Genomic DNA, 21,394 nt, shown 5'->3' with positions numbered 1-21,394 from the left:
TGCCCAATATAAACAAGCTAGTAATTGATCTGGGCCTGCTTGGGGGCAATACCGTATTTGGTTTTAAACGCCCGGCTGAAATGTTGTACCGAGCAGTAGCCTAACTCAATGGCAATCTGGGTAATTGACTTTTCCTTCTGTTGAAGCGCATGTTGGGCCAGTTCAAGGCGTGCTTCGGCCAGATGACCGAAAATCGTGGTGCCGAACAATTCCTTGTACCCCTTTTTTAACTTAAATTCATTAAGACCTGCCAACTGAGCGAGTTCGGTGATGCTGGGTGGCATTTCCAGATGCGCCAGCATGTAGTCGCGGGCAAAAATGATCCGCTCCCTGTCATACTCTGTTTTGGCATAAACCGATTGGGGAAGTAGCATCCGATTGTGAGCCTCTGCCTGTAAGACCAGCAGTTCCATCGCTTTTGACATAAAAAACAGACGTTTCAGGGAATCGGAAAAGGAACAGCTCAGGATCGCATTGATGCAGTTCTGGATAGAGGCATCAATGTATAAATTACTTCCGGATAACGTTGCCGGTTTTCCTGCCGCGACCTGATCGGCAAAATGCCGGAGTGTATCATTGCCACCGCTGGCGATCCTGATAAAAGCATCCTTCGTGAATTGGACCATAAAGGATTTCAGTCTGAGTTCTTCCGCTCTCATCGTGCCAGCGGCTTCTGTATCGTAAAACATGTTCTGCTGGTTCGTGCCAAGATCAATCCTGTTTTGCTTATTTCCCATTGACACCCGGCCTTTCAGGTTAAAATAGAGGGTTACCACATCCATATCGCCACGCCAGTCGAACGACACCGGATTTTTAAAAAGACATTCGCTGTAACCGAACCTGATTCCGTCGAATAGCCATTGCTTCATTTTTAAATCACCCATCGGAAAGGATTGGTGAAGCCATTCTCCCCTTAAATCGCTGATGCCAAAGTTATTTGCTTCCAGTTGATTGCTGTACTGAACACGGCTATCGTCACCGTTTTGAACGATAAAAGACATACTTTCTCATGTATAAGTTTTACTCCTTTAAATATAACACCCTCCCCGCAAGGTCGTCTACTTTTGATCCACGAATCGTGATCGACCGGATCACTGCAAGTTTTCAACATAAACCAATAGAACAGTATGAATAACAAGGCAATCATCATCGGTTGTGGGATTGCTGGCCCAGTCATGGCACTCGCTTTGAAACGAGTTGGTATTGACGCCACTATTTATGAAGCCCAACCCATGCCCAATGATACTAAAGGGGCTTTTCTGGGTATATCGCCAAATGGCTTGAACGTGATTAACGATTTTCTGCCACTTCAGGAGATATTGACCGATTACACACCGGGGAAAATCAGTTTTTTTAATGCTCAGAACAAACCCATTGGCCTGATCGATAACGCTCACCAGAAGGATTTATATGGTAGCGAAACCGTTCAGTTAAAACGCGGTTTGCTCAATGGTGCGTTGCGGAAAGCTGCCGAACAGGCAGGAATTACAATTAAGTTTGGTAAACGGCTAATCTCCCTTTCGCAAGGACATGAAAATACGGTGACGGCTTTTTTCGAGGATGGTTCGCAGGCGGAGGGTAATTTGCTGATTGGTTGCGATGGCATTCACTCGGCTACCCGGAGCTGCCTTTTTCAGGATGCCATTAAACCCACGTATACGGGGCTTTTATCGACTGGTGGGTTTACCATGATTCCAGGTTTAAGTAATCTGGCCGGTTCAATCCGGATGACGTTCGGGCAACGCAGTTTCTTCGCTTATGCCCTTTCCAATAAGGGCGAGGTATGGTGGTTCAATAACATTTCCCAGCCTGACGAACCCTCCCAAAGCGAACTTAGCCAACTTGAACAGGCAGCTTTAAAAGAGAAACTGCTGGCTTTGCACAAACACGATCCGTACCCCATTGCTGATATCATACAGGCCGCTCAATCCATTGAAATTTATCCGGTTTATGATATACCCTTTTTACCCCAGTGGCATAAAGGAAGGGTCTGCCTGATTGGGGATGCTGCCCATGCTACCGCTCCACATATTGGGCAGGGCGCTTCGCTGGCGCTGGAAGATACGGTCGTGCTGGCCAAATGTATTCGGGATTTGCCGTCACTGACTGAAGCTTTTAATCGATTTCAATCACTGCGTCAGGAACGGGTTCAAACGATGATCAGACAAGCCCGAAAAGTAGGCGATAGTAAGACGGTTCCTAATGCTTTCCAACGGTTTTTTCGGGATCTACTTTTGCCTTTTTTTGTTAAAATGGAGGCAAAAAAAATGGACTGGGTTTATTCGTACAAGGTCGATTGGGAAAGTAAAATAACATGAACATAATTCCAAAGGCCTGCTTATTGGTTATCAGGCCTTTTTACGGCTCACAACCATTTTTTATAAAAGGCCATTATATCGGTCCTCATCGCTGCTGTCTCCTGATGACCCACATCGTAAATTCGCAATTGCCAGGCATCGGGCGCACCGTCCTGTTGATAAATTACCTTGAGTGAACGGTCAATTTTTTCAAGGCCCGGCAACGGGGTTAACGCATCAAATCGCCCCGCTAAACTAAAATGAGGGCGGGGGGAAATAAGCCCATTAATATCCGACGTTGTAAAATGGGTCAGTAAGTCAGGTACGTAATAGTAGATTCCGTGTAAACCGAGTCCTTTCGCATCCAGAAGTGCCTGATAATCGGTAAGGCAACACAAATCGACACACACCTTGATCCGTTCGTCAAGAGCGGCCAGCCACCAGGCCATGGTGCTGCCCATAGACATGCCCATTGTCGCTATTCGTTTGGTATCTACATCCGGTCTGGTTTGCAGGTAGTCGAGAGCCCGCAGGTTATCGTAAACCATCATGCCCCACAGCACCTGACCATGCCAGAGCATTTCTTTGAAGGTATCTAATTCCTTGCGGTTTTGCCGCTCGCCAAAACACCAGCTATCCAGACACAAACCCGCGTAACCCGCCCGACCCAGCGCCAGGGCAAAAGGTGGTTGCTGCATCTCGGGCCTGCCGCGTACAAATTCTTCCTTGCCCACTTCATACTGACCGAAATGGGAGTGGTTAAATAACACGATGGGGAGTTTGCCGGTGTGGTTTCTGGGCTTCGTAAAATAGGCAGGTACCAGCTCCTGGCCATTGATATCCAGGAGAAGTTTTTCAATAATCAATTCATCCGTTTCCTGCGTAGATAGGAGCGTAACGGAGATTGGTCTGTTTCTGTCGGGTAGTTTTCCGAGCAGCTGGTACAGCTTTTTTAGCTGCTCCTTTTTATTGGTAATCAATGGTTTAGGGGGATTTTTGCTGGCCGTTAGGATGTGCGTTGGTGCTGCGTTTGACAGATTTGTCCGAAATTCAGATTTATAGAATGCCAAAAGGAGAACAACTCCCAACTGTAACCACCATTTCTTGAGCATATCCGTTATTTTAAGACTAGTCAGAAAACAGGATCGTGCGAAAAAGTTACTCAATTGCCGAGCCTGATTTTATGATTACGGCTGATCCGTCGGCCAGAAATACCGAATGGGGTGGTTGCTCAAAAAATGGGGAAAACAGCGGCCCGTACAGGTTTGCTACATCGCAGCGGATATCGTGACTGGTTACCGGATAGATGTTCCACGGCGGGTGCACGACTTCATATTCCGACGTTCGTTTTGCGCCACGACGCGTGTAGCCCCAGTAATGCTCCGTAATAAATGCTTCCTCACTATCGAGCGTCAATGGATGACCGTTACGGTCAGCACCCACCCGGATATGATTCCACGAAGAGCCGACTTTAAATTCGTAGGTAATATGTTGGGTTCGTTCGTCTACTTCCCAGCGATGGCGCATGGGATGGGTAGCATAAGGCTCACCGTATAACGTATTGGCAACAAAAGAGATGGCAAATTTAGGAACAAGCTCTTTAACAAAAACGACACCCCGTTTCCAGCCGGTTTGTGTTTTGCGTCGGACATAAAACCGTAGATTAAACTCTTCGAACTCGCGATGAAAGGGCACCGCTACTTTTCCAAACAATTTGACCTGCTCAAAGTAAAACCCGACCAGACTACCGTAATAGACACCATTAAAATCATCGAGTTCTGTACCATACGGTACCATTGGCTCTAACACCTGTCGGTCCAGCGCATAATTGGCGAAAATTAGGTTTCGCCACTCGGAGGTCAAAAAGGTAGTTGCCATTCTAAAAAACAGTAATTTGAGAGGCTGGTGATGCTTATAGAGAAAGACTCATTTTCTTAATTCTGCACCAATATACTGTACTACTACAGACAATAGGAAATCTTCCGTGTCGGTTTGAAAGTAAAGGCTGTTAATAAGATACTTAGTCGATTTACGTAACTATTTTTGGATTAAGATTGAATTAATAAGTAATTTCGGCGCTTAACTGCCTTAAATAGGAAGATTGATTTACTACACGAACTGCCTAAATGAAAACTAACCGCCGAACTTTTTTGCAAAATGCTGCCAGTTTGCTGGCACTAAGCCCTTTAAGCTTGTCTGCGACTCTTGCTAACTGCCACCCTTCAATCAGAACTAAAGCAGAAAAACCGTATATCGTATTTGTTACGGGCGATCATGAGTATAGTGGTGAACTCACTCTGCCGTACATTGCGGATGAGCTGGAGAAAAACTATGGTATGCGAACGAAAATCCTGGAGGCTTATCCTGATTACAACAGCGAAAAAGATATTCCGGGGCTTGAGGCACTCAAGGAAGCCGATCTGGCAGTTTTTTTCCTTCGCTGGCGTCAATTGCCTCAGGAGCAACTTCAGTACATTGATGATTATCTAAAATCGGGAAAGCCGGTGATGGGCTTCCGAACTACGACCCATGCCTTCAATTATCCCGATGGTGATGAACGGAAACGCTGGAATGCATTTGGCGAGTTTGCATTCGGGGCTCCTCCTGGCTGGGGTGGAGTAGCCAAGCATACGCATTATGGTCATAAGAGTACTACCGATGTTACAATTATTCCCGAAGCCGCAAAGAACCCGATTCTGACTGGTGTCGAACCCGCTTTTCATGCCGCATCCTGGCTTTATCGTGTCCTGCCTGATTATCCGGCCAAGGGTGCAGTTCCGCTGTTAATGGGAAAATCGGTTAACCCTGATAAGGAAGCTATCGACAACCCTGTGGCCTGGACATGGAAAAACCAGTGGGGTGGAAAGGCATTCATGACTACGTTAGGCCATCCGGAAGATTTTCGGGTGGAGTCGTTTCAGCGTTTAGTCATCAATGCCATACACTGGGAGTTGGGGAAACCTGTGCCTAAGTGGAAAGGTAAAATTGACATCGACGTACCGTACGGGCATCCTAAAAAATCATAAGTCGTTTGCGATTACCCTTTCACTTAAAATTCAGACATCAATATTATACCTAAAATGGCAAGAACCAGGAAAAATAGCATCATCGGATTGCTAAGCATATCTGGACTATTATTAATTGCGTTTAGCGCTTTTCAGGCCAATAGATCAGCATCAATACCCCTCGAAAAAGGAACACGTATTATGTTGATTGGTAATAATCTGGGATCACGGATGATGAACTACGGTCATTTTGAGACTGAAATGCAGGTTCGCTATCCTGATCAGATGCTCTACATTCGGAACATGTGTGATCCCGGCGATACACCCGGATTCAGACCCCGTTCGAGCCGGTTCTCGCCCTGGGCATTCCCCGGAGCCGAACGGTTTCAAACGGAGTACGCGAATCCATCCGATAGTCAGGGTACATTCGAGTCGCCTGACGAATGGTTGACCCGGCTGAAGGCGGATGTGATCGTCGCATTTTTTGGCTACAATGAATCCTTTCAGGGAAAAGAAGGACTGGCTAACTACAAGGCCGAACTGGATGCCTTTATCAAGTGGACACTCAAGCAAAAATACAACGGAACAGCCGCTCCGAAGCTGGCCATCGTTTCTCCCATCGCGTTTGAGGATTTATCCGCAACCTATGACCTCCCGAACGGTAAAAAGGAAAACGAAAATCTGTCGTTGTATTCGAAGGCGATGAAGGAAATTGTCGACCAGAATAATCAGGGTGGAGATCAAGTCCTTTTTGTGGATGCCTTCACGCCTTCTCAGCAGTGGTATGACACCAGTGCAGAGCCCCTGACCATCGATGGCTCACAGCTAAACGAGGCTGGCTATAAGAAATTGGCAGTTTTACTCACCGATGAGGTTTTTGGCAAGACAGCGGCTAAAGCCGAAGCCAACCGGGCACTGGTTCATGATGCCGTTCTGGAAAAGAACTGGATGTGGCATAATGATTACAAAATTCCAAATGGTGTACACGTGTATGGTCGCCGTTATAATCCGTTCGGTCCGGACAATTACCCGGCTGAAATTGATAAAATTCGCGAGATGACGGCCATTCGGGATACGGCCGTTTGGCTGGCAGCGACTAAAGGAGAAAAAATGGATGTTGCCGCTGCCGATAAGAAAACCAAGCAGCTGCCGTCAGTAAAAACCAATTTCAATCCGGAGAAAAACGGTAGCCTCCAGTACCTCTATGGGAAAGATGCCCTGAGCAAACTAAAAGTGCCCCAAGGGTATAAGATCGAGCTTTTTGCTTCTGAGGAAGAATTTCCGGATTTAGCGAAGCCGATGCAGATGTCGTTTGATAACAAAGGCCGGTTATGGGTAGCGGCAATGCCCAGTTATCCGCACTACAAGCCCGGAGATGCCAAGCCAAATGACAAAATTCTGATCTTCGAAGATACCAACAACGATGGCAAGGCCGACAAGCAAACAGTTTTTGCCGATGGCCTCCACCTGCCGCTTGGTTTTGAAATAGCGAAAGAAGGCGTCTATGTATCGCAGGGTCCCAATCTGAAGTTGTTAACGGATGTCGATGGGGATGGCAAGGCCGACAAGAAGGAGATTTTATTGAGTGGCTATGACGATCATGATACACACCACAACAGTCATGCATTTACCGTCGATCCGTCGGGCGCCATTTATTCGGGCGAGGGTGTATTTTTACATACGAACGTAGAAACCTCATACGGTCCGGTTCGCGCTACCAACGGCGGATTTTACCGATACAGCCCACAACTCCATAAACTGGAACGCACCGCACAACTGTCGATTCCGAATCCCTGGGGTATTGCCTTTGATGATTGGGGGCAACCCTTCTTCGCGGAAACATCCAGTCCGGATGTGCGCTGGATGATGCCCGGCAGTGTATTGCCCCGCTATGGTGAAGCGACGCACAAGTCGGTTCAACTGGTGGAAGAGGCTCATCGTGTACGCCCAACTTCTGGCCTTGAATTTGTTTCCAGTCGGCATTTTCCCGCTGAAATTCAGGGCGATTTTCTGATCAACAATACCATTGGTTTTCTGGGAACGAAAGAACATACCTTAACCGATGATGGCACCGGCTACAAAAGCCACCACAGAGCTGATCTTGTTGTTAGTGAAGACCGGAACTTCAGACCGGTCGATTTGGAATTTGCCCCCGATGGTTCACTGTACGTGATCGACTGGCATAACATCCTGATCGGCCACATGCAGCATAACGCCCGTGATCCCCTGCGCGACCATTCACACGGTCGTATATACCGGATTACCTATCCGTCGAGACCGTTGGTTAAACCAGCCAGTATTGATGGTGCCAGTATTGACGTGCTCCTGGATAACCTCAAACTGCCCGAATACCGGACTAGATACCGGACACGGCGCGAACTTCGTGGACGGGATGTGAACCAGGTATTGACAAGACTGAATACATGGGTCGCCGGACTGGATAAAAATGACCCGAGGTACGAACATCACCTGCTGGAAGGGTTATGGGTAAGTTGGGGTATGAATAAAGTAGATCAGAAGCTATTACGGCAGGCACTAAAAGCAAAAGACTACCATGCCAGAGCGGCTGCTGTTCAGGTTGTGCGCTATACCGGTCATCAGGTTGCCGATCAGGCCGATTTATTAATGCAGGCTGTTCGGGACGACAACAGCCGGGTTCGGTTAGCTGCTATTGTGGCAGCCTCCTGGATCGGGAAAGAAAAAGGGTTGCCCATATTGGCCGAAGCGACCAAAAAACCGCTGGATGACTGGATGATTCACGCGCACGAAACAGCCGTTGCTCACCTGAACGGGGTCAATGTTAAGAAAGAGAAGGAAGTCGCCACCAAATCAACGCTGAAGGGTGATGAGCTTGCCCTGTTTAATTTGGGTAAAGAAATTTATGCCAAAGAAGGGTTTTGTGCCACCTGCCATCAACCCGATGGTAAGGGACTTACAGCTTCCGGATTCCCACCCCTTACCGGTACGAACTGGGTAATGGGCAATGAAGATCGTTTGATCAAGATTGCGTTGAAAGGCCTGATGGGCCCTATCGATGTAAGTGGTAAATCATATCCGGGTCAAGTGCCAATGACACCATTCGGTGGTTTGCTCAAAGACAAGGAAATAGCTGCTGTGCTTACCTACGTCAGGAATTCATTTGGAAATAACGCTCCGGCCGTACTTCCAGAAAAGGTTGCTAAAGTCCGGGCCGCTACTGAGGCTAAAAAGGATTTTTACGCTCCCCAGCAATTATTGAAAGATCATCCAATGGAAAAGTAAGTAAAAACAATGGTAATGGAGACAACAAAGGACTCCATTACCATTGCTTTGAAGGATTGGTAGTACACGAATTTATACCTTCTAAAAACGATCAGCCTTAAAAATCTTCTTTTTTCTTCTATGTCAACAGTAACGATGTCACCAATTGGATTCAATTTATTGGCCTGGTCGGCACCTATTTCCGAGAAAATGAATCCAATTGCTGAGCGACTAAAAGCCATTGGCTACGACGGAATCGAATGTTTTATCGACAATCAGGATATTTCTGCCTATCGCCAGTTTGGTAATCATTTACAGCAGCTTGGATTGCAAAGTACCACTGTTATGGTTGTTGGACCTGATGAAAATCCAGCCAGTGAATCTGCCAGAATTCGCGAACAGGCATTGGATTTTCTGAAAGGAGCCATTGACCGGGCTCATGCGATGGGTGCAACAATCATTTGTGGCCCAATGCACTCGGCATTTGCGACATTCAGCCGACGTGAGCCACAACCAGAGGAGTACGCATATAGCGCAGAAGTTCTTCATGCGGCTGGCGAATATGCCAAACAGGCCAATATCGTATTGACACCCGAAGCGTTAAATCGCTTCGAATGTTACCTCTGTAATACGATGGAACAATTGCTGGATTTAATTCGCCGAACCGACCACCCGAATGTACAGGCTATGTTTGATACCCATCATGCCAATATGGAAGAGAAGCGTTTCCCGGATGCCATCCGTACGATTGCACCTGTTTTGGCCCATGTTCACATCAGCGAAAATGACCGGGGAACGCCGGGTGATGGACATATTCCCTGGGACGATACGTTCCGGACACTGGCTGAACTGAACTATACCGGCTGGATGACAATTGAAGCTTTTACCCGCAATGATGTAGATTTTGCCAATTCAATCAATGTCTGGCGGGAGTATAATGATCCGTGGGATATTGCCGAAAATGGCCTCAACTTCATTAAAAAGATGCAGGCCAAATACGCTAGATGATTGAACCCAATAATCTTGGCTATTGTACAACGCGGGTGAAAACCCGCGATTTTTGTTTGTAAAAGTGAGCTACATGAGAGACAGACAGAATTTGGCTCATTTTTGTACCCGTAACGTTTTCCATTCACCCCTCCGTAATGAAGTATTCGGTATTTATTCTGCTGGTTATCAGTCTGGCGTGTTCATGTCGCACCCGGGTCGATAGTCCACGATCCATGAACCCAGCCGCGGCCATCCGTCAGAAAGCCATTGACGAAATTCGGGAAACAGATCAGAATTTCAGCATTATGTCAGAAAAACAAGGCATGTCGAAAGCTTTTATAACTTATGCCGCAAACGATGTCATCCGGATGAATGAGGGGGCAGCTCCAACGGTTGGTTTTGATTCCCTCCGGGCGCAAATGAGCCGAATACCTGCAAATGGCTCAGTATTGACCTGGCAGGTGCTTAAAACTGATGCGGCTCAGTCGGGCGAGTTAGGGTATACGTTTGGCCAGTGGATGCTGACGAGTAAAAACGAAACCGGGAAGCGTAACGAGCAACATGGTGTTTATGTAACCGTGTGGAAACGTCAGCGTAATGGACAGTGGCGATTTGTACTTGATGGAGGCAATACAACGCCAGAGCTAAAATAAAGTCGGTAGTTTGTGGAGTTGTCAGGCTGTTTGCCGTTCGTTGTTCAGGAGAACGGGCTAACTTTGCAGCCACAAACTACCAGTACAAACTTGTCTCTCTTTCGCTCAACCTCACGCGGCCCCTCTCTTTACACGCTCTCGTTTTGGTTGCTGTGTGTCAGTAACTTCCTGTTTTCGGCAAGTTTTTCGATGATGATTCCTGAGCTTCCCGACTACCTGACGAAGCTGGGCGGGCGGGAATACGTGGGGCTCATTATCGCCCTGTTTACGCTTACCGCAGGTGTTTCACGGCCATTTAGTGGAAAAATCACCGATACTGTCGGGCGAGTACCCGTTATGGCATTTGGGTCGATCGTCTGCTTTTTATGCGGGTTTTTGTATCCTTATCTCCTAACCGTATGGGGGTTTCTGACCCTCCGACTCATTCATGGTTTTTCGACTGGAACCAAACCGACCGCTACATCGGCCTATGTTGCCGATGTAGTTCCAGCCACCCGGCGGGGCGAAGCAATGGGTATGCTCGGCCTATTCACAGCAATGGGCATGTCGCTGGGGCCTGCTATTGGCAGTTGGTTAGCCGACGACTATTCCATGAATGTCATGTTCTGGACTTCATCGGCTTTTGCGTTGTTATCGATAGGCATTCTGCTCCAGATGCCTGAAACACTGGTCAACCGGCAGCCGTTCCGGTTTGGTTTATTACGCCTGAAACGAGAAGAACTGTTTGATAAACAAGCCCTTCCACCGTTTTTGGTTCTCCTGCTTCAGTCATTTTCGTCGGGGGTGATTTTAACCGTAATTGGCACAGTCAGCGCATCGCTTGGGATCGCCAATAAGGGATTGTTTTTTACCGTTTACACCATTGCATCACTGGCTGTCCGGTTGCTGTTCAGTAAATCATCGGATCGCTACGGACGATTACCGGTTTTGTTTATCTCAACTGCGGTACTTGCCTTTTCGATGGTACTACTTATTCTGACCGACCCATCGGATCGCAATGCGCCCAGTTGGTTCTGGACAGCAGCTATATTCTATGGTATGTCGTGGGGAATGAATTCACCGACCATACAGGCGTGGACGGCTGATCTGAGCAATGAAGCGACGCGGGGCCGGGCCATGGCGACCATGTATATTGCGCTCGAAGCAGGCATAGGAATTGGCGCACTGGCATCGGGCTGGCTGCTCAATCACATCACTGGAGAAGCAGGTATCGATTCATCCTTTGCGGTGTCAGGGGGACTTGCCATGATTGCTGTTTTCTACCTGGGATGGCTCTGGCGCCAACGACAAAAGCCAGGTCGTCACCCGATTGATGAGGCTGACGAAATGGCGCTAATCGACGGAGAGCCATGATCACTGACCTCGAACCCCACATCCGGCCGTTGGTCGAGGCTTTGAATGCAACGGGAGTTGTGCGTACATTCTCGAGTTGCGAAGGACATTTTCGCCCCGACGAGCAGACGATTGTCGATCGAAATCGGGCTGAAGTCCGGTTTGTGCCTGCGGATGGAATAATGATTGAAAAGGTAGAACGATTCGTAAGTTTTATATTGACCCGTTTCAAGAGCCAGCATGGACTGATCCCAATTAACGTTGTGGGTTATAAGCTATACACGCCCATTGACGACGAAACCGTTGACGAAACGTTTGTTCTGGAGCTTCGTCCTTTCAATCGATTTGACCCACCCGACCGTAAACGATCTGACACAGATCGGGCCGTTGACCAGGTGATTCAGACACTTACTTTGTGGTCGAAAGATCGCTAAAGCCCGGATGCAGGTTTTCGTACAGCCTGGCCGTCTCGATCTTCCGACCACGTTTATAGCTTACAAAATAAATTGGCTTAAATCGCGGTTTTGCACTAAGCCGTCGAGTTTTTCATTGACCAGCTCTTTCGTAACCACTACGTGCGCATTGGCTCCGATAACGTCCGGAATATCAAACATGAAATCGTTCATAAGATGGCTCAGAACGGTCTGTAGTCGTCGGGCACCAATGTTTTCAACCTCGGCATTGACTTCGAAAGCAATATGAGCCATTTCGCGCAGGGCATCGTCCTGAAAACTCAGTTCTACCCCTTCGGCAGCCAACATCGCCACATATTGCTTGGTCAACGCATTTTTTGGTTCTTTTAAAATCTGGTAAAAATCATTCTCCGACAGGCTTTGCAGCTCGACCCGGATCGGGAAACGGCCCTGTAGCTCCGGAATCAGATCGCTGGGTTTGGTAACATGGAAGGCGCCGGCAGCAATGAACAGAATGTGATCGGTATGGATAACACCATACTTGGTATTGACCGCGCTGCCCTCAACGATGGGCAACAGATCACGCTGAACACCCTCACGACTTACATCGGGGCCACCACCATTACCCGAACGGGAAGAAGCTACCTTATCGATTTCGTCGATGAAAATTATACCGGCATCTTCTGCTTTACGGATCGCTTCTTCCTTTACTTCGTCCATATCGATCAGCTTAGCCGCTTCTTCTTCAAGTAGAATCGTTCGGGCTTCAGCGATAGTGACTTTGCGTTTTTTGCCGCGTTTGGGCAACATGCCCCCAATCATTTCCTGAATGTTCATCATCGACAGGTCATCAACGGCACCGCCCATGATGCCGATGTTCGGCGTCTGACTTTGCTGGACATCGATATCAATCTTACGGTCGTCCATTTCGCCGGAGCGTATCTTCTCGCGGAACCGCTCACGGGTTCGTTCATTCAGCTCGGCATCGGGATCTTTGACATCAGTCTCAAAACCCAGTTGGCCATTCGCCGATTTTACGGGCGGAATCAGAATGTCGAGAATGGCATCTTCAACGAGTTGCTGGGCCCGAACCTGAACGGCCTCTTTTTTTGCCGCCCGCACCATATTAACCGACTGTTCGACCAGATCGCGCACCATGCTTTCGACATCACGACCGACATAACCAACTTCGGTAAACTTCGAAGCTTCGACTTTTATAAAGGGCGCATCAGCAATTTTTGCGAGTCTTCGGGCAATTTCGGTTTTCCCAACGCCCGTTGCGCCGATCATCAGAATATTGTTAGGCGTAATTTCACGCTGCATATCGGCCGTACTGTTCATCCGGCGCCAGCGGTTACGAAGGGCAATCGCTACGTTGCGTTTGGCATCGTTCTGGCCGATGATGTATTGATCCAATTCGGCAACAATCTGCCGAGGGGTAAGGTCTTTGAGTAATTGAGTCATTGATAAAACGGGATGCCTTCTGCACCCCGTCAAAGAAACACAGGAAAAATGAAAATGTGCGAAAGGGAAGGGGATTTTTGGTTAAACCCGGACTCGTATTCTGTCAAATTAGCAATAAACCTACTAAATGCGATACCTCATTACTGTGGCTATAAACCATCAAATGACCACCTTGCATAACAATGAGGTCAGGCGTTGTGAACCGAATTGGTAGGATTTTGTCATGTGTACCATGAATATGGATGACAGAAGTAGGTATGCGTTGATTATCCCAGGTTAAAATTGCTCGAATTGCCCATTTCATGAAGACTTTATCGGTATCAAGAAGTATTTGCTTTAAAAGAAGCTTCGTCGCAGCGTCTTTTGCTCCAAAAAGCCAGTAAGTAGGTGCTATAGGTAAGGCAAAAATGGTCACAGGAATAAATCGATCGAGTGAGAGCTTGCCAAAAAAGCGCCAATACCAGGGCAAGCCTGCAGAAAGACCTATACTTGAAATGATAATTGTTTTCAGTGGCTTCAGTTTTTTTGCTATTTCAGTCGCAATCATACCACCAAATGAGACACCAATTACATAAAACGGTACTGATGTATCAATCAGTTGTGCCATTCGAAAAGCATAACTTTCCAAAGTATCACTGGGCATAACAGGTAGCCAGTCCAAATAAATGAATTGGTAATAGTCAGGTAGTACTAATTTTTGAAAAATACGCTTGTCAGCGCCCAGCCCACTAATGAAATAGATATTCAACCCTTGTGCATAGAAAATAAGTAATACAAAAAAGGATCATCCCGCCGAGTAAACCCGTAAACCGATAATGCCAACGCCAATAAGTGTCAGAAAAAACAGTTCGGTCAGGGACCAGTTGGTTTTGAAAATAAACACATCGACGGCTTTGATCAATGCCAGGGCCATAGCAGTCCAGACCGCAAAGGCGGTTGGTGTTGGAATCTGTTTAATGGCCTGTGAGAAAAAATAGATATTGGCTATCCCAAATACAACATAGCCAACAAACGGAAGCAGAATTGGCAAACCGACATTCGGGGTGTAAAACGTATTCCAGCGGAGCGTTTTCAACAGATCGAACGTCATATATTTAACGGAATAGGTCCAGGCAGTTTCAAAGGAAGCTGCGATGAACAGAAACAACCAGGCTTGCACAATCAGTTTACGTTTTCAGTTTCTAATGGCGAGGGATTCGTTTGTCGGTTGAGCCGTTTCTTCATGAAACGCAGCAGGTTGGGGCGAAGCATGTAATAGCGTGTAAACCATTTATTGGTCAAGAGCTTTCGTTCGTCAAACCGTTTCACTGAAAAAGCGTGCTGCAAAAAATAGTCTTTCGGGTAATCATAATATAAGCCCCAGTTTTCCGGAAGATTGCCTGGCGTATGTTCAGGATCGTAGGCCGTGCCAAGCAGATAGTCGAAAAACGAAAACTTCGTGCCAAAGTTAGCATGGAAAACTTCCTGATAATTAGCATGATGCCACAAATGAAGGTGCGGACTATTAAAGATATACTTTAATGGCCCTAGCTTAACCCGAATATTGGCATGGATAAACATCCCGAACATAGCATCCAGCAACGCTTTGATCGGAATTACGGCCGGATCGGCACCGAGCAGAATAATGGGCGCAAACTCGATGGTCTGGTTGATGATGATCTCGACAACATGGGAACGCGATCCAGCCAGAAAATCGACCTCCTTATTGGAGTGATGGGCTTCATGTGTACGCCAGAGCCACTTGTTTGCGTGTTGAAAGCGATGAAAAAGGTAAATGTACAGGTCGTGGGTAAACAGAAAAAAGAACACCTGTACCCAAACTGGCCAGTGCCTGACAAATTGCCAGTCTGACCAGTCGAAGTGCGTTTGCAGTGGAGCAATAATGTAATCAAAAATCAGGATCTTGAGAAAGTAACTCTGAATAAGGGTATACCAGACCAGGTCAACCCAGAATCCTTCACGAAACAGCGGAAGCCCCTTGCGGTAGGGTGCAACCCGTTCCCAGATAAGAATGCCGACGATCCAGACCACCAGAATAGCGGTCGTGATTCGTAATAATTCTGCCTGCGGCATAATGTTTAACAAGTGTTTGAGGGTGATACGGTAGCTGGTGTCGCCAAAGTGTATGATTCATCAATTGTATCATACAAACCGTATCGTTCTAAAATAATGTTCCACCGGCATAAGACTTTTGCTTCGAGCCGTGTCACGGTTACTAGATACACGATTAGTTACCGTGACACGGCTCGAAGCAAAAGTCCTAGGGCAATTAAACCGAAAAAGCGGAATTAATATTTAACCGTAGCCGCTTCATCGGCCCTAGTTCAGTTTCATATACTTTTTTTACTCCATCGCCGAGGGCGGTTTCGACATCGCGAATGTCGCGGACCAGCCGCTGTAATCCCTGTGGTTCAACCGAAGCGGCATGGTCAGAACCCCACATAGCCCGGTCGAGGGTGAAATGGCGCTCCACGAAGGTTGCTCCCAGCGTAACCGCGGCAACCGTTGTCGAAAGGCCTGTTTCATGTCCCGAATAACCAATCGGAATAGTTGGGTATGCAGCCTGGAGGGTTGGGACCATCCGTAGATTTAATTCTTCGGGTTTGCAGGGGTAAGCCGAGGTCGAATGAGCAACCAGAAGCGGGTAGTCGGTATCGTATTCTTCAACGAGTGAAATCGCTTCTTCGATTTCAGCCATGGTCGACATGCCCGTCGAGAGCATGAGTGGGCGACCCGTATGCAGAATTTTTTCGATTAGCGCCAGATCGGTCAGGGAGGCAGAGGCCAATTTGTACAGACAGGGATCGAAGGCTTCCAGAAAATCGACGGACTCTACATCCCAGGCCGAAGCAAACCAGTCAATGCCCTGTTCGTGACAGTACTGATCGATGGCCGTATATTCCAGCTTGCCAAATTCAGTTTTGCGCTTGTAGTCGATGTAGGTCATTCGACCCCAGGGCGTGTCGCGCATGACGTTCCACTGATCGCGGGGAACGCATACTTCGGGCGTCCGTTTCTGGAACTTCACCGCATCGGCTTTGGCAGCGACGGCTTCATCGATCAATTTTTTTGCCAGTTCGAGTGAGCCGTTGTGGTTAATGCCAATTTCGGCAATAACATAACTGGGTTGTCCCTGGCCAATTTTTCGGCCAGTGTTAAGTGTAATGGTTCTCATTGGGTTGTATGGTTGATGCAAGTTGAACGGATACAATATGTTTGGCGTCAATAATCAGCTCAGCCAGTTCGCGGAAGCAGCCTTCGCCACCTTTCGCATCGCAGCAGTAATCTGAAATGGATTTGTTATATCGGGTCGCGTCGGCGGGGCAAGCCGAAAATCCTACGGCTTTCTGGATCTCCAGATCGTTGACGTCGTCGCCGATGAACGCTATCTCCGACGCATCTAAACCCTTGCGTTCCAGGATCTCGGCCAGTAAAGACAGCTTATCCTTACTGCCAAGGTGCAACTCTGTAATCTTTAATTTGGCCGCCCGTGACACAACTGATGGCGATGATTCGCCGGTTATAATTCCCGTCTCAACACCCACCAGTTTCCGTAGTCGCTCAACGGCCATACCATCCCGCATGTTAAATTTCTTCAACATTTCGCCGTTTTCGCCGTAATAAACGCCTGCATCGGTCAGAACGCCATCGCAGTCCGTCAACAGGAGTTTTATGCGAGCTGCTTTTTCGATTAATTCCTGATTCAAATTGTTTTACGGTTTATGGTTTATAGTTATCGGGAGCAGACGTATTATCAACCGACTTCCATAAACCAGTTCATTAAATAGCCGTCCAGCCACCATCGACTACCAGATTGGCCCCCGACATGTAAGCCGACGCATCGCTGGCCAGAAAAACAACAGCCCCCTGATACTCATCGGGTTGGGCCATTCGACCCAGTACAGTTTTAGCGGAGTAATTCGATATGAAATACTCGCTCTGGCCGTTTTCTACACCGCCCGGCGAGAGCGTATTGACCCGAACGCCTTTCTGCCCCCAGTAGGCAGCCAGAAACCGGGTAAAATTGACTACGGCACCCTTGGTGGCCGGGTAAGCCGCTGTTTTATAAAAAGTCTGTTCGCCTGCTTCGTTGCGGTAAATGCGCTGGTCGGGACCCACAAGCCCATAGGTAGAGGCTACGTTGATAATACTGCCTTTACCTTGTTGGGCCATCACACTCCCGAATACCTGGGCGCAGAGGAAAACGCCCGTTACATTTACTTCCAGCGATGCCCGAAACTGGGCCACCGGAAAGTTTTCGAATGCCGTTAATTCCAGTGCCATGGCCGGATTTTCGACAGCTTCGTTTAAGGCTGCATTGTTGACCAGTACATCAATTCGGCCATAACGTTCCAGAATCCGGTCGCGGACTTGTTTGACTGTCGCTTCATCGGTTACATCGAGTCCGATGCCAAAATGAGTATCGCCCAAATCAGAAGCGAATGACTTAGCCGCTTCTTCGTTCAGGTCGGCCACAACGACCTTGGCTCCAGCTTCCGCCAGCGCCTGGCAGTGGTTGCGTCCGATCAGCCCAAGTGCCCCGGTCACAATCGCCACCCGATCGGTAAGTGAATATTTTTCAACCACAGTAAAAAAGTTTTCGATTTTTTGCTTACAGGCTTCAGTGCTAATGTCTTGTTGTACAAGGTACTGTGATTATTTTCAGGCTGTTATTTTCGGTTTGATGTTGTAATTACTCGTTTTGCGGAATACTGCTTCGAGCACTTCACCGTGCAGATACGATTTAACGTTACCACTTTCGATCGCTTCCTTCATAATCGGCAGCACATCCCTGTAGGCCGAAAGCGTATAGGCAATATCCTCATCGGAGTGACTGAAACACATATTGTGAAAACCCGCCCACAAGATGCCCCGCTTGATCATTTCCTGCTGCATCAGGGTTTTGAGTTCCAGTCCATTGCCTGCAGCTGGCTCGAACGTAACCATCGATCGGCAGTTATAGCCAATGCACCTGGTGATGTGCGACAGGCCTAGTTCAGCAGCCAGCTGGTTATAGCCATCTTTCAGTAAGCCGCCTTTTTCGTCGAGATAAGCCGGTACCTGTTTATCGCGCAGTTCGTTGATTGTAGCGATGCAGGCTGCGAGGGAGAGTGCTTCTCCGCCGAAGGTTGTGTAGCTAAATACCTCGCTGTTAAAGAGTTCCATCACATCAGCGCGGCCGGTCAGGAGGGCGATAGGCATGCCATTCGCGCAGGCTTTGGAATAAACCGCCAGGTCGGGTTTGACATTGAAATACTCCTGTGCACCACCGATCGCAATCCGAAAACCAGTCCACATTTCGTCGAAGATCAACAGAGTTCCGTTTTGGCGGCATACCTCAGCCAGTTCTTCCAGAAATCCGGGTTTAGGCGCTTCGAAGATGAACGGTTCCAGAATCAGCGCAGCAACGGTTTCGTCAAGCGCAGCTTTGATGCTGTCGATGTCGTTGTATTCAAACGTATAGGTCATATCCTGAATCGCATCCGGAATGCCCGCATTCCGGCTCGTAACGGCGATGTACCAGTCGTGCCAGCCATGATAGCCACAGCAGAAGACTTTTTCGCGACCCGTAAACGCCCGGGCCACACGAATAGCGGCCGAGCAGACATCGGCACCGGTCTTACTGATTTTTACCGCTTCAGCATTCGGTATAACTTCCTGAATCAGCTCCGAGAGTTCAACTTCGAGCGGATGCATCAGCGAGAAAGTGATTCCTTTGCTGAGCTGCTGTCGAATAGCCTCATCGACAACCGGATAGCAATAACCCAGCGAAACCGGCCCAATTGCTGCGTTGAAATCAAGGTATTCGTTGCCATCGACATCCCAAACGTGTGCGCCTTTGCCACGATCAAGGTATTTCGGGGCAATCCCTTTCGTAAACTGCCCTGGTCCTTTGGCAAGCGTCTGGGTGATGGGCTTCTGAACGGCCAATGCCCGTTCGTAATACTGATCCGACACCGTAATGTCAGGAAAGGTTTCGTTAAATCGGATACTATTCATGAGATGATGAGTTATACAGAATGAATGGCTAAGCGAACGAATCCTGGATCGCCTGGCAACATTCTCAGTCAGTCGGCTAGATTTTCTACCAGATGCTCGATAATAGCCCGGGCTAGTTGCGCCCCGGTAAATCCTTCATGCTCCAGAACTTCATTCAGGCGGCCCGGTTTATACCATTTTCCTTTGAGGGCAAAGGGGTGAACATGGGCCGTTTTGCGGTATTTAAGAAGTGTTTCTGCCACGATACTGTACAGCCCGCCGGTAAGAAAATGATCCTCAACGGTCACGACCAGATCCGAACTGGCACAAATCTCCAGAATGACCGCTTCGTCAACCGGTTTCAGACTGCGCATATTCACCAGACCAACCGAGTACCCATCATGACGTAGAAAATTGGCGGCAATCAATGCCTGTTCGAAGAGCATACCGTAAACGAGAATCGTTACATCAGAACCCCTCGACACCACTTCGGCGCACCCAATTTCGAAAGGTTGTTTGTGTTGATAGGTGGCTGGTCGGGTTGAGATCCGCACGTAGGAAGGCGATTTCGACGCCCAGATCGAGGGTAGCATCTGGAGTAGATCCTGTTCGTCAGCCGGGCAAAAGACCTGCATGTTCGGAATACCCCGCATCAGAGCAATATCTTCAACCGCCTGGTGCGTAGGTCCATTACCGTCCGACAAAAACCCCGGAATAAAGCTGCTCAGTTTGACGGGTAGATTGCCTATTCCGACGTCCGTACGGATAAATTCATAAGCCCGCATCGACAGGAAAGCCGCCAGGGCATGAACAACGGGAGTTCGGCCCCGTAGCGCCAGTCCCGCAGCTGCACCAATCATGGTCTGTTCCGTAATGCCGGTGTCGACAAAGCGATTGCCAAGATTTTGGGGCATATTCCGCACCAGTGCCCGGTTTTCAGCGGTCATAACGACAACCCGTTCATCGGCAAGAGCAGTTTGGGTAAGTAATTCCTCGTAAGTCATTTTTTTAGTTGCTCTAAGGTGTATACGATAGGCTGTAAACGGCTTGATCGAAGGGCTCGGTCCCCTGATTCTATCGCCAGCTCATACCGCCAATATTCCTTTCTTTTAGCGCACAACAAGCGTTTCAGATTCCAGTGTAGCCGTATGTTCGCCGTGGAGTTCAGCGAGCAGAGCGCCTACCTCATCGTGGGTAAAATTGCAGAACCAGCGATCGGCACGGGCCTCAATACTCGGCAAGCCTTTGCCCCTGCGCGTATCGGCAATGAGCACATTGAGCTTCCCGGACTGGAATGGAAATATGGATAGCGCATCATCTAACGCTGTAAAGTCGTGCCCATCTATCCGTTTGACCGCAGCCCCAAAGGCCGAAAATTTATCGACCAGCGGTTCCAGCGGAATGAGTTCTTCCGTAGGCATATTGGCCTGAAAGAAGTTTCGATCGACTACAAAGAGCAGATTATCAAGCTTATAGGCATTGGCTACCAGAACGGCTTCCCAGACGGAGCCTTCGTTTAATTCGCCGTCGCCCAGAATACAGACGACCTTATTGGGTGATCCGGTTATTTTGCAATCCAGGGCGACGCCCAAGGCTACTGATGGCAAATGACCCAATGATCCGGAATGAAATTCAATACCGGGGACTTTCACATTTGGGTGCCAGTAAATGGAATCCCGCGTCGATAAATGATTGTTGAGCCGTTCGACGGGGAGCCATCCCAGTTCGACGAAGGTGCCGTAAAGGGCGGGTACATCATGGCCTTTCGACAAAAACAGGTAATCGCGACCTGGATCATTCAGTGTTTCTTTCGTTATGTTCAGAAACTGCTTGTAGAGGTAAACGACCAGATCCGTCGCCGAGAGTGACGCGCCGGTAAAGCACCCTCCATCCGTAGACATTCGAATGATGTGTTCCCGAACATTCAGGGCTATTTTTTGTAGATCAGTTAACTGTTCATTATTCATGTATTACTTGGGTTTATGGTTTACGGCGTTCTGTTTTTGGTTCCTAAAAAAAAC

General features: G+C 48.2%; 20 protein-coding genes. 7 read left to right on the top strand and 13 right to left on the bottom strand.

Features of this window, described 5'->3' with window-relative positions:
• Nucleotides 1-17: 17 nt before the first annotated feature.
• Nucleotides 18-1,001 (bottom strand): helix-turn-helix domain-containing protein, encoded by a 984-nt coding sequence (locus tag G8759_RS19605; protein WP_167211158.1) that lies wholly within the window; start codon nucleotides 999-1,001, stop codon nucleotides 18-20.
• Between the two features lie 126 nt (nucleotides 1,002-1,127).
• Here G8759_RS19605 and G8759_RS19600 point away from each other — a divergent pair, with 126 nt between their 5' ends.
• Nucleotides 1,128-2,318 (top strand): FAD-dependent oxidoreductase, encoded by a 1,191-nt coding sequence (locus G8759_RS19600; RefSeq protein WP_167211155.1) that lies wholly within the window; start codon nucleotides 1,128-1,130, stop codon nucleotides 2,316-2,318.
• 47 nt (nucleotides 2,319-2,365) lie between these two features.
• Here the strand turns inward: G8759_RS19600 and G8759_RS19595 are convergent, their stop codons facing one another.
• Nucleotides 2,366-3,409 carry a dienelactone hydrolase family protein gene (locus G8759_RS19595; RefSeq protein ID WP_167211152.1) on the bottom strand — a complete coding sequence of 348 codons (1,044 nt, stop codon included), beginning with the start codon at nucleotides 3,407-3,409 and terminating at the stop codon, nucleotides 2,366-2,368.
• A gap of 46 nt (nucleotides 3,410-3,455) precedes the next feature.
• Nucleotides 3,456-4,175 carry a YqjF family protein gene (locus tag G8759_RS19590; RefSeq protein WP_167211149.1) on the bottom strand — a complete coding sequence of 240 codons (720 nt, stop codon included), beginning with the start codon at nucleotides 4,173-4,175 and terminating at the stop codon, nucleotides 3,456-3,458.
• A 248-nt stretch (nucleotides 4,176-4,423) separates the two neighbouring features.
• Between G8759_RS19590 and G8759_RS19585 the strand changes: the two genes are divergently transcribed.
• The 6 genes from G8759_RS19585 to G8759_RS19560 all read left to right on the top strand — a co-directional run bounded on the left by G8759_RS19585 (nucleotide 4,424) and on the right by G8759_RS19560 (nucleotide 11,951).
• Entirely contained in the window at nucleotides 4,424-5,323 is a 900-nt protein-coding gene (locus G8759_RS19585; RefSeq protein WP_167211145.1) for a ThuA domain-containing protein, read from the top strand.
• A 54-nt stretch (nucleotides 5,324-5,377) separates the two neighbouring features.
• Nucleotides 5,378-8,563 carry a PVC-type heme-binding CxxCH protein gene (locus G8759_RS19580; protein ID WP_167211142.1) on the top strand — a complete coding sequence of 1,062 codons (3,186 nt, stop codon included), beginning with the start codon at nucleotides 5,378-5,380 and terminating at the stop codon, nucleotides 8,561-8,563.
• Nucleotides 8,564-8,698: 135 nt separating this feature from the next.
• Nucleotides 8,699-9,550, top strand: coding sequence for a sugar phosphate isomerase/epimerase family protein (locus G8759_RS19575; RefSeq protein WP_167219125.1), 852 nt, complete (start codon nucleotides 8,699-8,701; stop codon nucleotides 9,548-9,550).
• A 137-nt stretch (nucleotides 9,551-9,687) separates the two neighbouring features.
• Nucleotides 9,688-10,185 carry a YybH family protein gene (locus G8759_RS19570; RefSeq protein ID WP_232073879.1) on the top strand — a complete coding sequence of 166 codons (498 nt, stop codon included), beginning with the start codon at nucleotides 9,688-9,690 and terminating at the stop codon, nucleotides 10,183-10,185.
• A 90-nt stretch (nucleotides 10,186-10,275) separates the two neighbouring features.
• On the top strand, nucleotides 10,276-11,538 hold the full coding sequence (locus G8759_RS19565; RefSeq protein WP_167211139.1) for an MFS transporter: 1,263 nt from the start codon (nucleotides 10,276-10,278) through the stop codon (nucleotides 11,536-11,538).
• The gene (locus G8759_RS19560) at nucleotides 11,535-11,951 is read left to right on the top strand and encodes a hypothetical protein (protein ID WP_317166701.1); all 417 of its coding nucleotides are present in this window, start codon (nucleotides 11,535-11,537) and stop codon (nucleotides 11,949-11,951) included. The genes G8759_RS19565 and G8759_RS19560 overlap by 4 nt, the downstream gene beginning before the upstream one ends.
• 60 nt (nucleotides 11,952-12,011) lie before the next feature.
• On the opposite strand, the gene hslU is transcribed toward G8759_RS19560, so the two are convergent.
• The 10 genes from hslU to G8759_RS19510 form a co-directional block, all read right to left on the bottom strand.
• Nucleotides 12,012-13,394: an ATP-dependent protease ATPase subunit HslU gene (gene hslU, locus G8759_RS19555; RefSeq protein ID WP_167211136.1), complete on the bottom strand. Its 1,383-nt coding sequence runs from the start codon at nucleotides 13,392-13,394 to the stop codon at nucleotides 12,012-12,014.
• A 103-nt stretch (nucleotides 13,395-13,497) separates the two neighbouring features.
• Nucleotides 13,498-14,142 (bottom strand): alpha/beta hydrolase, encoded by a 645-nt coding sequence (locus tag G8759_RS19550; RefSeq protein WP_167211133.1) that lies wholly within the window; start codon nucleotides 14,140-14,142, stop codon nucleotides 13,498-13,500.
• Between the two features lie 36 nt (nucleotides 14,143-14,178).
• On the bottom strand, nucleotides 14,179-14,553 hold the full coding sequence (locus tag G8759_RS19545) for a DMT family transporter (protein WP_167211130.1): 375 nt from the start codon (nucleotides 14,551-14,553) through the stop codon (nucleotides 14,179-14,181).
• Nucleotides 14,554-14,555: 2 nt separating this feature from the next.
• Nucleotides 14,556-15,467 (bottom strand): sterol desaturase family protein, encoded by a 912-nt coding sequence (locus tag G8759_RS19540; protein WP_167211127.1) that lies wholly within the window; start codon nucleotides 15,465-15,467, stop codon nucleotides 14,556-14,558.
• Nucleotides 15,468-15,663: 196 nt separating this feature from the next.
• On the bottom strand, nucleotides 15,664-16,569 hold the full coding sequence (locus G8759_RS19535) for an N-acetylneuraminate synthase family protein (RefSeq protein ID WP_167211124.1): 906 nt from the start codon (nucleotides 16,567-16,569) through the stop codon (nucleotides 15,664-15,666).
• Complete coding sequence (locus G8759_RS19530) at nucleotides 16,550-17,101, bottom strand: KdsC family phosphatase (protein ID WP_167211121.1); 552 nt, start codon at nucleotides 17,099-17,101, stop codon at nucleotides 16,550-16,552. The genes G8759_RS19535 and G8759_RS19530 overlap by 20 nt, the downstream gene beginning before the upstream one ends.
• A gap of 73 nt (nucleotides 17,102-17,174) precedes the next feature.
• Nucleotides 17,175-17,981, bottom strand: a complete 807-nt coding sequence (locus G8759_RS19525; RefSeq protein WP_167211118.1) for an SDR family oxidoreductase — start codon at nucleotides 17,979-17,981, stop codon at nucleotides 17,175-17,177.
• Between the two features lie 75 nt (nucleotides 17,982-18,056).
• Nucleotides 18,057-19,394, bottom strand: coding sequence for an aminotransferase class III-fold pyridoxal phosphate-dependent enzyme (locus tag G8759_RS19520; RefSeq protein WP_167211116.1), 1,338 nt, complete (start codon nucleotides 19,392-19,394; stop codon nucleotides 18,057-18,059).
• A gap of 68 nt (nucleotides 19,395-19,462) precedes the next feature.
• Nucleotides 19,463-20,377, bottom strand: coding sequence for a transketolase family protein (locus G8759_RS19515; RefSeq protein WP_167211113.1), 915 nt, complete (start codon nucleotides 20,375-20,377; stop codon nucleotides 19,463-19,465).
• A 105-nt stretch (nucleotides 20,378-20,482) separates the two neighbouring features.
• A complete protein-coding gene (locus G8759_RS19510; protein ID WP_167211110.1) occupies nucleotides 20,483-21,340 on the bottom strand; it encodes a transketolase in 858 nt (285 codons plus the stop codon).
• Nucleotides 21,341-21,394: the final 54 nt, after the last annotated feature.

Origin of the sequence: Spirosoma aureum (assembly GCF_011604685.1) — a bacterium.
GTDB lineage: Bacteria > Bacteroidota > Bacteroidia > Cytophagales > Spirosomataceae > Spirosoma > Spirosoma aureum.
This window is presented reverse-complemented; position numbering and strand designations above follow the sequence as displayed.

Coding starts and splice junctions, on each gene's coding strand:
- G8759_RS19580 (WP_167211142.1), top strand. CDS start 5,378: ATGGCAAGAACCAGGAAAAATAGCATCATCGGATTGCTAAGCATATCT.
- G8759_RS19590 (WP_167211149.1), bottom strand. CDS start 4,175: ATGGCAACTACCTTTTTGACCTCCGAGTGGCGAAACCTAATTTTCGCC.
- G8759_RS19540 (WP_167211127.1), bottom strand. CDS start 15,467: ATGCCGCAGGCAGAATTATTACGAATCACGACCGCTATTCTGGTGGTC.
- G8759_RS19585 (WP_167211145.1), top strand. CDS start 4,424: ATGAAAACTAACCGCCGAACTTTTTTGCAAAATGCTGCCAGTTTGCTG.
- G8759_RS19535 (WP_167211124.1), bottom strand. CDS start 16,569: ATGAGAACCATTACACTTAACACTGGCCGAAAAATTGGCCAGGGACAA.
- G8759_RS19600 (WP_167211155.1), top strand. CDS start 1,128: ATGAATAACAAGGCAATCATCATCGGTTGTGGGATTGCTGGCCCAGTC.
- hslU (WP_167211136.1), bottom strand. CDS start 13,394: ATGACTCAATTACTCAAAGACCTTACCCCTCGGCAGATTGTTGCCGAA.
- G8759_RS19515 (WP_167211113.1), bottom strand. CDS start 20,377: ATGACTTACGAGGAATTACTTACCCAAACTGCTCTTGCCGATGAACGG.
- G8759_RS19560 (WP_317166701.1), top strand. CDS start 11,535: ATGATCACTGACCTCGAACCCCACATCCGGCCGTTGGTCGAGGCTTTG.
- G8759_RS19575 (WP_167219125.1), top strand. CDS start 8,699: ATGTCACCAATTGGATTCAATTTATTGGCCTGGTCGGCACCTATTTCC.
- G8759_RS19595 (WP_167211152.1), bottom strand. CDS start 3,409: ATGCTCAAGAAATGGTGGTTACAGTTGGGAGTTGTTCTCCTTTTGGCA.
- G8759_RS19510 (WP_167211110.1), bottom strand. CDS start 21,340: ATGAATAATGAACAGTTAACTGATCTACAAAAAATAGCCCTGAATGTT.
- G8759_RS19570 (WP_232073879.1), top strand. CDS start 9,688: ATGAAGTATTCGGTATTTATTCTGCTGGTTATCAGTCTGGCGTGTTCA.
- G8759_RS19520 (WP_167211116.1), bottom strand. CDS start 19,394: ATGAATAGTATCCGATTTAACGAAACCTTTCCTGACATTACGGTGTCG.
- G8759_RS19605 (WP_167211158.1), bottom strand. CDS start 1,001: ATGTCTTTTATCGTTCAAAACGGTGACGATAGCCGTGTTCAGTACAGC.